Origin of the sequence: Mesorhizobium sp. M7A.F.Ca.US.007.01.2.1 (genome assembly GCF_003998165.1) — a bacterium.
Taxonomy (GTDB): domain Bacteria; phylum Pseudomonadota; class Alphaproteobacteria; order Rhizobiales; family Rhizobiaceae; genus Mesorhizobium; species Mesorhizobium ciceri.
This window is the reverse complement of record NZ_RZQP01000041.1, coordinates 1-12,609: the sequence shown is the minus strand read 5'-3', so window position 1 is coordinate 12,609 and position 12,609 is coordinate 1. Positions and strand designations below refer to the sequence as shown.

The window sequence follows — 12,609 nt, the reverse complement described above, 5'->3', positions numbered from 1 at the left end:
CCGTCCGGCCACTACAATCGATTAAGCAAAGCCGTGCCTCAGGATGCGGCAAAAAGACTTGCTATGCCGGGGATTCTGGAGTAGAACATATAGTGAACAAAGAGGTGGCTATGAAACTGTCCGGAAAACTCGACTATCTGGAAATGCCGGCTACGGGCGGGACGCTGGACCGGCTGAAGGCCTTCTACAGTTCCGCCTTTGCCTGGTCGTTCACTGACTATGGGCCGACCTATTCGGCCTTTGCCGAAGGCCTGGACGGGGGTTTTCAGGCCGACGCCGCCGAAGCGCCATCGAAGCCGCTGCCGGTGCTCTACAGCAGGGATCTGGAGGCGACCCTCGAGGCTGTCGAAAACGCCGGCGGCACGGTCGTCAAACCGATCTTCGCGTTCCCTGGCGGCCGCCGTTTCCACTTTGCCGATCCGGCCGGCAACGAGATGGCGGTGTGGTCCGAATAGTCAGCTCGTGCCGTCTGGCGGCGTTGCTTTTGCTGCCCAAACAGGCGTTCTCACCACCATTCATGGGGCATTGTGCTTTTTGGCTGCTCTGCTAATAACGCGCCGCACAAGCGACTCTGACGGCAATTGGGGCGTCGCCAAGTGGTAAGGCATCGGTTTTTGGTACCGACATTCCCAGGTTCGAATCCTGGCGCCCCAGCCATCCCGCTCAGGTCCGTTCCGGACACTTAGGACCGAGAGTACCTTTGCGATCTTCCATGAAGCCGATCGGCTAACAGTTCGATTGTGTCATAAATTCAGATGAGCCAAGCCGTCGCGGCAAATTCAGGTCTTGCACATGATCTGGACAGTGTCGCCTTGAACATCTCCTTCTTTCCATACATAGGTCGGCCGGGTGGGTGGCGGCTCAACATGGAACTTCAATGAACCTTCCTATCTTCGCCATCAACCTCGATCGCGAGACCCAGCGCTGGAGCGAATTGCTCGCCAGCGCCGAAGCGGCAGGCCTGACCTTGCAGCGCATTGCCGCCGTCGACGGCCGTGCGCTTGCCAAAGAGGCCTGGACGGAGATCGATCTGCCAGCCGCACGCAAGCTGAGCGGGCGCGACATCCTTTCCGGCGAATATGCCTGTTACCGCAGCCATATCCAGGCGCTGGAAACGTTCGTGGCCGGTGGCAGCGCCCATGGCCTGATCGTCGAGGACGACGTCCTCTTCAGCGAAAACACCATGCGGCGCATCGAGGCCGTCATCGCGGCGGTGCCGGATTTCGACGTCATCAAACTGGTCAACCATCGCATCAGCTTCTTCATGCGCGCCGTCGAGACGGCGGAAGGCGACGAGATCGGTCGTGCGCTGCATGGCCCGCAAGGCTCGGCCGCCGCCTATCTGGTGACGCGGGAGGGCGCGCAGGGTCTGTTGTCGGCGCTCGCCGTCATGAAAATGCCATGGGATGTCGCGCTCGAACGCTTTTGGGATACCGGCCTGAAGGTCTATTCCGCCCGCCAAAACGTGCTTGGCTTCGCCGCCAGCAGCGAGATCTCCGGCATAGCCGGTCCCTCGGGAAGCTACAAATCCGCAAGGTTGGGCGGGCCGAGCCGGCTACGTGCCGGGGTGTTGCGGGCCGGTGACGAGTTGCGCCGCCTGCATCACGTCCTGCTGCGGCCCCCTTTGCCGCGAGATACCCTGGACTATGCCAAGGACAACGCGCCGCGCCACACCTTGCTTCTGTTGCTTGCGGCACTCGCCGTTCTCGCCATGGTTTCCGCGGTGTGGCGCGAGGCAGACACCTACCGCTATGCGGGCCTGGCGCTGGCCCTGGTCGCGGTCATCCGCTGGTTCAGGGTGGATTTGTGGACCTACAGCAAACCACTGATCGGTTGGGTCGGCTTCCTGTGTCTGGGCTGGTCGCTCTATGTCTTCATCCGACTGGCGATCGTTTATTTCGGCACCCACCAGTTGGGTGGCGCCGAAGGCATTTACATGTTTCCGCTGTTCTATGCGACGACCGGATTCGCCTTTCTGCTGTTTGTCAGGCAGCCCGCACGGCTGGTCCTCTGGTTCATGATCCTCAGTCTTGTCTTCCTGGCGGCGGACACCGCCTGTTCGAACATGTTTCAGGATATCCAACCGGCCCCGTGGCTTTTCAACAATCCCATCCACGCGTCGGTGGCGGCCGGTTTCATCTTCCTCTGCACGCTGCAATTCATGGCTTACACGGCCCAGAGAACGGACCTCGGGAAAGCAACCAAGAACCTTTATTGGGCGCTGTCGACAGCCGTCCTGCTGCTTGCCGTCGTCAATATCATCGAGATGCGGTCAAAGGGCGTGTGGCTTGCGCTTGCGCTTGCGCTGCTCCTGTTGACGGTCATGACCCTGGCGAGAGGCCATCGCCGCGAACTGTTGGTTTCGGGTGGCGTGCTGGCGATCGTGGCGGCCGGCATTGTCGCAACACACAACATCTTCTCGTCCACCGCCGGCGACACCATGACCTTCGTCAAAACCCTGGTTCCGGATGTGTTCAGGCATGGCGTCCTTCCCGCATTCGACCGCGCCATCGCGAGCGATGCGGTTCCGCTTGCAGCCAAGGAAAGGCTGATGCTGTGGGCGGATGCGATCGATATCTGGAAACGCCACCCGATCTTCGGAGCCAGTTCCAGCTGGCTGACCGAGTGGGAGAACAGAACCTATCATCCCATGATCTTAAACGTCTTCCACAATGGTTATCTGGAAATTGCCGTGCGCTATGGTGTGGTCGGACTGGCGTTCTTTGCCTTTCTCTACACCTGGTCGGCCAGGCAGGTTCTGCTGGCCATGCGAGCCAAGCTTGTCGCTCCGGCCGCATGGTCCTGTTACATCTCCACACTGGTTTTCTTCGCCCTCAGCATCCTTACCAATTCCAACAACCGGCTGGCCATGGGTGAGGCCTTCATGTGGTTTGCCGCGGCGTTCGGCTTCTATTGTTTTTATGTTCGCCAGCAGAAGAACCTTGTCGCGCCGCGAACCTATTTTTAGGGCCTGCCGGCGCAGCACGTATCTGATCAGCCGGTTGCGGCCAATGCACCTTTGAGGCCCCGCTCAATTTCCCGATAATCGGGAAAGTCGATGCCAAAATCCCCGGCTTATCGCCGGCAACCCGTTTGTTACGATCGACACAGATCACAGACGGGGGTTGTCACGGATATGCTGACGGACAGGCAGGCACGCGAAGCGGTGGAGCAGTACCGCGAGGAAGGATATGCGGTCGTTCGACAATTCGTCGACGGCGACGAGATGATCCGGCTGAAGAAGGAAACCGATGCGGTCTATGCCGATGGCCTCAAGCATCACGCCACTTTCCGGCACGGCAACCTGAATTTCCAGATCCTGCCTGAATCGGACTTTGGCCAACGCTATGTGCTGCAGGCTTACTGGTTTTCCTGGATCAATTCCTATTTCGAGCAATTCCGCCGCAATCCCGACTATCTGAAGCTGCTCGAGGGTCTGATCAGCCGCGACATAAAACAGATCGCCCAACAGCTGCACTGGAAGCCGCCCGGCGCCAATGTCACGGGTTATCGCTTCCACCAGGATCTGCGCTTCCGTAACCAGGCCGCCTTCGACAATGTCGCCGACGCCACCGTGACAACAGGCCTCGCGGTCGATCGGGCGACGCTGGACAATGGCTGTCTTCAGGTCGTGCCCGGCAGCCACAAGCTCGGCTATCTCGGCCTGTCGGACGAGGGAACCGGCGAGCTGATGAAGGGTCTGACCGCCGAAGAAGAGTTGCGCAAGGTCGGCATCGACCCGGCGACCATCGTTCCGCTGGTGCTGGAGCCGGGCGATCTTGCTTTATGGGGGCTGCTCACCGTGCACGGCTCCTCGCCCAACAGGTCACAGCACGACCGCGCCTTTGCACTGTCCAGCTATGTGCGGGCGGATACGACGCAACGTGGCGAATGGGCGTTCAGGGACGGTGTTTCGGTGCCGCTCGGCAAGACGCCGGCACTGTGCAAATACGAAAAGCTCTTCGAGGAGCCGGGACCGATGTACGACACCACCGCCTGGTGGAAATGACGCTGCCGCGTCGGGCGACGGGGGCAGCAGGGGCCTGGCGTTCGCGCCAGGCCCCTGACGGCGTTGGCCGGCAATCGGGCAGCATTTCAGGCGGTGAAGTCGGCCGACAGTTCGCGGATCAGGAAATCGACGAACGCGCGCACCTTGGCCGCAATATAGGTGCGGTGCGGATAGAGTGCGTAGATCGGGCTGGAGCCGGGGCGAAACTCATCCAGCTGCACTTCCAGCCGGCCGTCGCTGATCGCAGCATCGACCAGCAGGCTGGGCAGATTGCCGATGCCGAAACCGGCGGTGGTCATCTGGTAGGCGGCCTCGACGCTGTTGGTCGAGATGCGCCCGCCGACAGCCGCATCGAAAGGGCCGTCTGGTCCGATGAAAGGCCATGTGCCAAGCCGCTTGGCGAAATTGCTCAGCACGCAGGAATGGCTTGCCAGCTCATCCGGGTGGACCGGGCGGCCGTTTGTGTCCCAATAATCGGGCGTGGCGCAGACATAGTTGCGAACTTCCCCAAGCCGGCGGGCAATCAAGGCGGAATCGGCCTGACCGCCGAAGCGGATGGCGACATCGTAGCCTTCCTCGACAATGCCGACGACATAACGCGCGGTGAGGTCGAACTCGATCGTGGTGAGCGGGTTCTCTTCGAGGAATTTCGGCACCAGCTTGGTTATGCGCGTGTGGCCCAGAACATTGGAGCAGGAAACCCGGATCAGGCCGCGCGTCTCCTTGTGCAGGCCGCGCGTCGAATCCTGCAGTTCGGAAATGTCGTCGAGCAGGATGCGGGCACGCGGAGCATAGTCGCGGCCCGCCTCTGTGAGGCTGAGACGCCTTGTGGTGCGATTGATGAGCCGGACGCCGAGGTCGTCTTCCAGTTCCTTGATGGTGCGGCTGACGGCCGTCGTCGACATGTTGAGATCGCGCGCCGCCGCCGACAGGCTGCCCAGCAGGCAGACCCGATCGAACACCCGCATCGCCGTCAGAAGATTCATCTTGCCTTCCCCTCGCCGTCGCGGCCCCGCCGCCATCGGCTGCGTCTTGTAGAAAACAGCGCCCAGCAACGACGCGGCAAGGGCATTCCACCGAATTTGGGCGTAAAATCAACAATGGGAGAACCGATATGACATCCAGACCTCTTCATCCGGCGATCGGCACATTTGCGAAAGGCGCGAAGAGCGGCGCGCTTGGCCGCCGCGAGTTCCTGGCGTTGGCCAGCGCCTTCGGCGCCAGCACGGCGATTGCCTATGGGCTCATCGGTCAACCGGTCCCGGCGTTGGCCGAGGAAGCCGCCCAACCCAGAAAGGGCGGCGTGCTGCGTGTTGCCATGCAGGTGATGGAGCTGGAAGACCCGCGCAAGTTCAAGGTTTCGCAGATGGGCAACATCGCCATGCAGTTTCTCGAACCGCTGGTGCGCTGGAAGCCGGATTTCACCTTCGAGCCGGTGCTGCTGCAGAGCTGGGAGATCAATGCGGACGCCACGGAATATGTGCTCAAGGTGCGCCCAGGGGTGAAGTGGTCGAACGGCGACGATTTCACCGCCGCGGATGTCGCCTTCAACATCACGCGCTGGTGTGAGAAGGATGCCGCCGGCAACTCGATGGCGGGGCGCATGACCGCCCTGATCGATCCCGACACCAAGGTGGCGCGCACTGGTGCCATCGAGGTTCGCGACGACCACACCGTGGTCCTGAAACTGTCGCAGCCCGACATCACCATTATCCCTGCGATGACCGACTACCCGGCATTGATCGTCCACCGCACGTTCAATCCGAAGGCAGCGCCACTGTCGGCCAACCCCGTTTCCACGGGTCCGTTCGAGCTTAAAAAACTCGATGTCGGCGTTGCTGCCTCGGTGCGCAAGCGGCCGGACGGGTCGTGGTGGGGCGGCGAGGTGTTCCTCGACGGCATCGACTGGACCGACTACGGCACCGACTCGGCCGCCACCGTCTCCGCCTTCGAATCCGGTGAGATCGACCTGAACGGCCAGACGCAGTCCTATGACGTCGCCATGCTCGACAGGCTGGGCCTGAAGAAAAGCGAGATCGTCACCGCCGCCACCCTGGTCTCGCGCTGCAACGTCAACGCCAAACCCTATGACGACAAGCGCGTGCGCAACGCCATACAGCTTGCGGTCGACAACGAAGCGGTGCTGCAACTGGGCGCCGACGGCATGGGCATCGTCGCGCAGAACGATCATGTCGGACCGATGCATCCCGAACACTCCGACCTGCCGCCGATCAAACGTGATCCGGCCCGGGCCAGGGCATTGCTCGAGGAAGCCGGCCAGCTCGATTTCGAGTTCGATCTGATCTCGGTCGAAGCCGACTACCGCAAGGAAAGCTCCGATGCCGTCGCCCAGCAGATGCGCGACGCCGGCTTCAAGGTGAAACGCACCGTCATCCCGGAATCGGCGTTCTGGAACGACTGGACGAAGTATCCCTTCGCGACGACCAATTGGAACGCCCGACCGCTCGGCATCCAGACCTATGCGCTTGCCTATCAGACCGGTTCGGCATGGAACGAGACGGGGTTCGCCGATCCAGACTTCGATGCCAAGGTCCACAAGGCCAATTCCATCGCCGATCCGGAGCAGCGCCGTGTGGTAATGAAGGAACTGCAGGTCATGCTGCAGGATTCCGGCATCATCGTTCAGCCTTACTGGCGAAAGCTGTTCTGCCATATGAAACCTTCCTTGATGGGCTACCAGATGCACCAGGCCTATGAGCAGGATTTCACACGGGCCTGGCTCGCCGCCTGATCGCGGACGACTCCTCCGACAGGGCGGCGCATTTCCGGCGCCGCCCTCAGAGCAGTTCACCGTTTCACGGAAACGGCGAGCCGCTCTAACTCTTTGTTTTGAGGCAATTTTGGCCGGAAAACCGCTTCACACTTTTCCTAGAATTGCTCTAGCCTGCTCACCGGGGACGTTGCGCCGAAGCGTCGGCCTCAAGGGCGTTCGAGGAGCAGTGCGGGCTTTGTATCGGGCATGATGCGCAGATGCGCCCACACATGCCCTGCCTTGTCAGGTCGGCCGGGATTGCAGGCCGCCACACCGGACCGGCTGGCACATCAAGTGTGTGAAACATTCTGGTTTCTGCCTCTGTCATCATCTAGCTCCGGTTCATGGCTGGAGCTTACTTTTGACTGGGGGAAGCGAAACCCGCTTTCCCGGGCAACGACCTTCCCGAGAACCGGGAGAATTCGTGCTCTTGGTGCCGAGAGGGACCCGAAGCAGCAAGACGACCGCATGAGCGGTCTGCCGCACCGGGTGCTATTGCCGGATCTCGACAGGTCTCTGCCGCTCAGTTGAAGTGAATTCGCCTGCCTATTGTGCGGAACTCTAGCCTGTCTTGGACGTTAGACCCGCCATCTGAAAGATATTTCCTGCCGACGCGATAGGCAGTATTACGAAGCGGGTGGGACGCCCAGAGCCACACGGCCTGTCGGATATGAAGCAATTTTGCGGTTGAGATCGCGGAACATGCAGCGTTATTTCCATCCGATCTGGAGATCTTAAATTGCCAGCTCGAATATGCTGCGTCTTTGGCAGCTGGCAATTGCTCAGTCTGGTTGCCTCACTTCGCCAATCAACAATGGATGGAAGCTCCCCGGCGGATCAGGAGCATGAGGACTATCTCCTGCTTTATGAAACGGCCGGCGTTTCCGAGCATTTCAAGACCGGTCTTGCTGAACTTGCGTCTAAAGTATGGACCTGGAGACGGATCATATGGGCGTACGACCTTCTGACGTCCGAGCGTAAATATGGGCAACTGCAAATTTTCCGGATCCATCGTCTGATCCGAGACACAATTGGTCTCGACGCGAGTTCCGTAGCTGAAATCTGGGCCTGCTTCGTTAACCGGCCGTCGGAAAAAATACTGCTGGACTCATACCCAGAAGCCAAGATCGTTTTGTATGAGGATGGCTTGACGTCATACCTTCCATTCGAGATGGCAACCATGTCACGGCCGCCGGGCACAAGGTTTCGACGACGCATCACCGCGGCCTTGATTGCAGGACTCTCTACAATTTCACCGGCGTTCCGATTGAGGAAAGCGGCCGACAGGATAGAAAGACACCATCTGAGACGGGTGACGAAGTTTTATTCTTTGCTTCACGAAATCCCAATTTACGATGCACTGGAGAACGTACCGAGATTTCAGGTCGGCGCTTCGCTGATGCGCGACGTAATAGATGAAGCCTGCAGGGATGCGCTTTCCGGCGGCGATGAACATTGCCGTGCGTCAGCCAACCCACGGATCCTGCTGCTCGGCCAGGCATTGTCGCGAAACCGCATAATGTCGTACGCGCAAGAGGCGGCGATCTATAGACGAATTGCGGAGCAGATCGTCGAGAAGGGATACGACGTCGTCTGGAAGGAACATCCCAGAATAAGCAAGCCCTTTTTCCCCGAATTGCTGGATGCAGTTGGCAATGTGACGGCCGACGCCAACACCAGGATCATGGAAGCTAACCTGCCACACATATATCCGATAGAGCTTGTCGTATCCCGGATGAACATCGTTGGCTGCGTCTCCGGCACGTCAGCTGCCCTTCTTTACCTGAAGTGGCTTTACGGCATCAAAACATACACTTTTGCGGAAACCCTGGTGCCCCTCATGACTGGCGCGGATATTCTAATGAGCGAAATGGTAAAAGCCCATGCGGAGCCCTTTTCAACGCTCCAATCTTTGAACGAGACGCAGAAAGGGATGCGTTGAAAGGCGGTAACCCGAACAGCTTGAACACGATCCTCGCTGATCCAAATTCGGACAAACTCGATCTGGGACACCATCGATGTCAAAGCCGCTTTCAGTCCTTCAACGAGCCACCAAGGCCGACGTTCGATCGGAGCCGTTTCCACACATCATCCTGCGCGACGCCCTTCCCCTCGATCTCTACCAGGAATTGGACGGCACGTTTCCCGCTCCGGAAACGCTCGAAATCGATACACGCCGCAACAACACCAGGTGGGATTATGAGGCCCACCGCGTTCGGTCGAACGAAGCCGTGCCGCAAATATGGCGCGATTTTATCGCCTACCATATATCGCAAGCATTTTTCGGCGAGGTCGCCGACCTGTTCTACGACGATATTCACAAGCTTTACCCTGATTATTACCCCAATTATGAACGCCTCAAGAATATGAAAGCGGGCATCAGGTTTAGTGACACCTATGCAACGCGCGACATACTGATGGATGCGATGCTCAGCGGGAACACGCCGGTGACCAATGCCGGATCGGTGCGGACAAGCCACATCGACAATGGCGACAAGCTATTTTCTGGCCTGTTTTATATGAGGCCGGAAGATTATGATGCCGTTGGCGGGGACCTGACAATTAGTCGTTTCCAGTCCAAATACGCCACACTGAAAGCCAAAGCGACACTCTTCAATGATGCCTATGTCGACGACACCCATTTGGAATGCGTCGAAACAGTTCAATACGACAAGAACATTCTTGTATTGTTCATCAACTCGATTGAATCGGTCCACGGCGTCACAGTCCGCCAACCCACCAACAAATCCCGGCTTTTCGTCAATCTGGTTGGAGAAGTCGAAAAGCCATTCTACATCAAAGGAAAAAAGATACGGCCGCGCTACGTCCCGGCGCATCAAAATCAGGATGAGGCGGAACAGACCTGGCTGAAAAAGCTCAAGCAAAAATTGCGGCTTTAGAAGAACAACGCCGTCGATCCGAGTTTAGCCTGAACTGCCAATACCGAGCCGGATTCGACTTTCCCGGCGGCCAGGCAAAGATTGGAACAGAATGAGATTTTATCCAGCCGTCGAACGGATCGCCTTTTTCGCCACGCTTGCCGCTGTTCTTGCCCTTGCACTGCTGCCTATACCCCGACTCGAAGAGTACGGGATCGATATCGGTTTCCGTTCCGACAAGCTGAACCACGCCAGCGCCTTTGCCGTCATGACTTTCCTTGGAGGGCTCGGCTGGCCCGATCGAAAAACAAGACTAATCGTCTTCCTGGCCATGATTGGAGCGGCGATCGAGGTCCTGCAGGGCACGGCGCTGATACGGCGCGATCTGGATGTGTTCGACTGGTTTGCCGATTGCGCCGGCATCGCATGTGGCCTCGTGGCCGTGATCTGTGTGAACTGGATCTTGCGGCGCAGAGGTTGAGCCCGCTCTCAAGCCTTATCTGCACGGCGCCGATAGCCACAGGAGTTCGCCCTCGGCTCCATTGACTCAGCGAAATCGGATTGCAACGATCCGATCCGAGAGTGAGCGATTTTTCTAACTTGGCCGGACAGATATTTTGGGCGCGGCACCCAGGAAGTGCGCCATCAGTATTGAGGGACGATGACGATCAAGATCAGGCTTCCGGGCGGTGTATTGAAGGTCAAGCAACGTCATGAGTTGCGGCGGCGAGAGCACAAGGGCGAAGTCCCGGTCTGGCAGTTTGGCAAATATTTCGTCATCTGGTGGCCCAGTACAATTCCTGATCGCCCCTCCAGGAGCTCGAATACTGATGAGGAACTTGAAATGAATCTTCCATCGTCTGGAGAAAGCACGTAAGCTCTATGCATCATGGCTTTGCGAATCAGATTGCCGGGGGGCACACTGAAGGTGAAGACCTACCGGGAACTGCGTGATCGCGAGCGGGATCGCAGGGTGCCTGTGCTGAAACTGGGCTCGCTCTATTTCGTCTGGTCCCCGGCCAAACATCATTCGCACAGGCGCAGTCCGCGGCCCTGACATTTTTTGCCGAGCGAGAACCGCTTGCACCCTTTTCCTGAAATTGCTCCGGTGCGGCCCATTCCAGCCAGCGCGACCTGGGTCAGCTTGCCTCGCGCATGGCCTCGGCCGCCTGCAGGTCGACCGACACCAATTGGCTGACGCCCTGTTCGGCCATGGTGACGCCGAACAGCCGGTTCATGCGCGCCATGGTGATGGGATTGTGGGTGATGATGACGAAGCGCGTCTCGGTGGTGGCGGCCATTTCGTCCATCAGGTTGCAGAAGCGCTCGACATTGTGGTCGTCGAGCGGGGCGTCGACTTCGTCGAGCACGCAGATCGGCGCCGGATTGGTCAGGAACACCGCGAAGATCAGCGACATCGCCGTCAACGCCTGCTCGCCGCCCGACAGCAGCGTCATGGTCTGCGGCTTCTTGCCGGGCGGGCGGGCGAGGATTTCGAGGCCGGCCTCGAGCGGATCGTCGGATTCGATCAGCTGCAATTCCGCCGTGCCGCCGCCGAACAGATGCGAGAACAGCCGCTGGAAATGGCCGTTGACGACATCGAAGGCGGCAAGCAGCCGCTCGCGGCCTTCGCGGTTGAGGCTCTGGATCGCCTGCCTGAGCTTGCGGATCGCCTCGATGATGTCCTCGCGCTCCGACACGATCGCCTCCAGCCGGTCGGAAAGCTCCTTCTGCTCTTCCTCTGCGCGAAGATTGACGGCGCCGAGCCGTTCGCGCTCGATCTTCAGCCGGTCCAGCTGACGCTCGATCTCGGGCATCTCAGGCATCGGGCTGTCAGCCTCCAGACCGGTATGGCGAATAACCAGATGCGGCGGTGTGTTCAGCGTTTCCTGGATGCGCGCCTCGACCTCCAGCCGGCGTTCGTCGGCCGCGGTCAGCCGCTCTTCGGCTCGAACGCGGGTCTCGCGCGCCTCGGCCAGGAACTGGATGGCGCCGGTGGCGGCCTTGTCCAGTTCGGATTGCCGGTTCTCCGCTTCCTGCAGACGGTCGGCCGCCGCCTTGCGCAAGGTTTCGGCCTCGGTGAGTTGCGACAGCAGCGCGCGCCGCTTGGCGTCGATTTCATCGGGAGCATCGGCCAGCCGCTCGCGTTCGGCCTCGGCCTCGGCCTTGCGTTCACCGAGCGAGGCGATCTGCGTCGAGGCGTTTTCGGCCCGCTCCAGCCAATTGCTGCGCTCGGCGCCAATGGCATCGAGCCGGCGCGCGCGCGCCTCGGCTTCGCGGCGCAGCCCCTCATGCACCGCACGCGCATCGGCAAGCGCGGCGCGGTCGCGCGCGACATTGGCCGAGGACTGTTCGAGCTGCAATTGCAGATCGCCAAGATCGGGCGCGTCCTGCAGCAGCATTTCCGCCTCGGCGAAGGCGGCCGAAATCTCCTCATGGCTGTCGACGATGCGGGCGCGCGCTTCATCGAGTGCTGCGCGCCGGCTCTGCAATTCGCCGCCGGCCCTCTCGGCCTCAGCCAGTGCATTGCGGGCGGCGTCCAGCCGATGCTGTGCGTCACGCCCGGCCTGGCGCGTGTTGCGCTCGGCCTCGCTTGCCAGGCGGAGCGCCTGTTCGGCCTCTCCCAGCGCCTCCTCGGCCTGGCGCAGGACGAGCGTCGCCTGTATCGCCTCGGCATCGAGCTCAGCCAGCCGGTTCTTCTGCGCCAGCCGTTGCGCCGCGGCGGTCGGCGCGTCGGCACTGGCGGTAAAGCCGTCCCAGCGCCACAGCGCGCCCTCGCGGCTGACCAGCCGCTGGCCGGGAGCAAGCAGCGGCTGCAACCGGCGGCCATCACCGGCGGCATCGACGATACCGATCTGCGCCAGACGGCGGGCGAGCTGTGCCGGCGCGTGGACCACGCTGGCAAGGCTCTTCACGCCTTCCGGCAGAGCCGCGTCGCCGGGTTGGAT

At 60.2% G+C, this 12,609-nt stretch carries 10 protein-coding genes and 1 tRNA gene; 9 read left to right on the top strand and 2 right to left on the bottom strand.

What is annotated here, in order from left to right:
• The first annotated feature begins 110 nt into the window (after window positions 1-110).
• The 4 genes from EN949_RS10520 to EN949_RS10505 all read left to right on the top strand — a co-directional run bounded on the left by EN949_RS10520 (window position 111) and on the right by EN949_RS10505 (window position 4,009).
• Window positions 111-455: a VOC family protein gene (locus tag EN949_RS10520; RefSeq protein WP_013532745.1), complete on the top strand. Its 345-nt coding sequence runs from the start codon at window positions 111-113 to the stop codon at window positions 453-455.
• A 127-nt stretch (window positions 456-582) separates the two neighbouring features.
• A tRNA-Gln gene (locus EN949_RS10515) sits at window positions 583-657 on the top strand.
• A gap of 220 nt (window positions 658-877) precedes the next feature.
• On the top strand, window positions 878-2,968 hold the full coding sequence (locus tag EN949_RS10510; RefSeq protein ID WP_127365661.1) for an O-antigen ligase family protein: 2,091 nt from the start codon (window positions 878-880) through the stop codon (window positions 2,966-2,968).
• Between the two features lie 168 nt (window positions 2,969-3,136).
• Window positions 3,137-4,009 (top strand): phytanoyl-CoA dioxygenase family protein, encoded by an 873-nt coding sequence (locus EN949_RS10505; protein WP_245458962.1) that lies wholly within the window; start codon window positions 3,137-3,139, stop codon window positions 4,007-4,009.
• Window positions 4,010-4,095: 86 nt separating this feature from the next.
• Here EN949_RS10505 and EN949_RS10500 read toward each other — a convergent pair whose 3' ends face one another.
• A complete protein-coding gene (locus tag EN949_RS10500; protein ID WP_013532748.1) occupies window positions 4,096-4,995 on the bottom strand; it encodes a LysR family transcriptional regulator in 900 nt (299 codons plus the stop codon).
• A 128-nt stretch (window positions 4,996-5,123) separates the two neighbouring features.
• Here EN949_RS10500 and EN949_RS10495 point away from each other — a divergent pair, with 128 nt between their 5' ends.
• The 5 genes from EN949_RS10495 to EN949_RS10475 all read left to right on the top strand — a co-directional run bounded on the left by EN949_RS10495 (window position 5,124) and on the right by EN949_RS10475 (window position 10,538).
• Entirely contained in the window at window positions 5,124-6,761 is a 1,638-nt protein-coding gene (locus EN949_RS10495) for an ABC transporter substrate-binding protein (RefSeq protein WP_127365663.1), read from the top strand.
• Between the two features lie 760 nt (window positions 6,762-7,521).
• Entirely contained in the window at window positions 7,522-8,724 is a 1,203-nt protein-coding gene (locus EN949_RS10490; protein WP_245472386.1) for an alpha-2,8-polysialyltransferase family protein, read from the top strand.
• A gap of 76 nt (window positions 8,725-8,800) precedes the next feature.
• Window positions 8,801-9,682, top strand: coding sequence for a hypothetical protein (locus EN949_RS10485; protein ID WP_127365664.1), 882 nt, complete (start codon window positions 8,801-8,803; stop codon window positions 9,680-9,682).
• 91 nt (window positions 9,683-9,773) lie between these two features.
• Window positions 9,774-10,142 (top strand): hypothetical protein, encoded by a 369-nt coding sequence (locus EN949_RS10480; RefSeq protein ID WP_024503628.1) that lies wholly within the window; start codon window positions 9,774-9,776, stop codon window positions 10,140-10,142.
• A 180-nt stretch (window positions 10,143-10,322) separates the two neighbouring features.
• Window positions 10,323-10,538 (top strand): hypothetical protein, encoded by a 216-nt coding sequence (locus tag EN949_RS10475; protein WP_127365665.1) that lies wholly within the window; start codon window positions 10,323-10,325, stop codon window positions 10,536-10,538.
• 262 nt (window positions 10,539-10,800) lie between these two features.
• Here EN949_RS10475 and EN949_RS10470 read toward each other — a convergent pair.
• The coding region (locus tag EN949_RS10470) for a chromosome segregation SMC family protein (RefSeq protein WP_164782489.1) at window positions 10,801-12,609 on the bottom strand (1,809 nt) is incomplete at its 5' end.

Excerpts from the sequence above, each read along its gene's own strand:
- EN949_RS10520 (WP_013532745.1), top strand. The coding sequence starts at position 111 with ATGAAACTGTCCGGAAAACTCGACTATCTGGAAATGCCGGCTACGGGC.
- EN949_RS10485 (WP_127365664.1), top strand. The coding sequence starts at position 8,801 with ATGTCAAAGCCGCTTTCAGTCCTTCAACGAGCCACCAAGGCCGACGTT.
- EN949_RS10500 (WP_013532748.1), bottom strand. The coding sequence starts at position 4,995 with ATGAATCTTCTGACGGCGATGCGGGTGTTCGATCGGGTCTGCCTGCTG.
- EN949_RS10505 (WP_245458962.1), top strand. The coding sequence starts at position 3,137 with ATGCTGACGGACAGGCAGGCACGCGAAGCGGTGGAGCAGTACCGCGAG.
- EN949_RS10480 (WP_024503628.1), top strand. The coding sequence starts at position 9,774 with ATGAGATTTTATCCAGCCGTCGAACGGATCGCCTTTTTCGCCACGCTT.
- EN949_RS10475 (WP_127365665.1), top strand. The coding sequence starts at position 10,323 with ATGACGATCAAGATCAGGCTTCCGGGCGGTGTATTGAAGGTCAAGCAA.
- EN949_RS10510 (WP_127365661.1), top strand. The coding sequence starts at position 878 with ATGAACCTTCCTATCTTCGCCATCAACCTCGATCGCGAGACCCAGCGC.
- EN949_RS10495 (WP_127365663.1), top strand. The coding sequence starts at position 5,124 with ATGACATCCAGACCTCTTCATCCGGCGATCGGCACATTTGCGAAAGGC.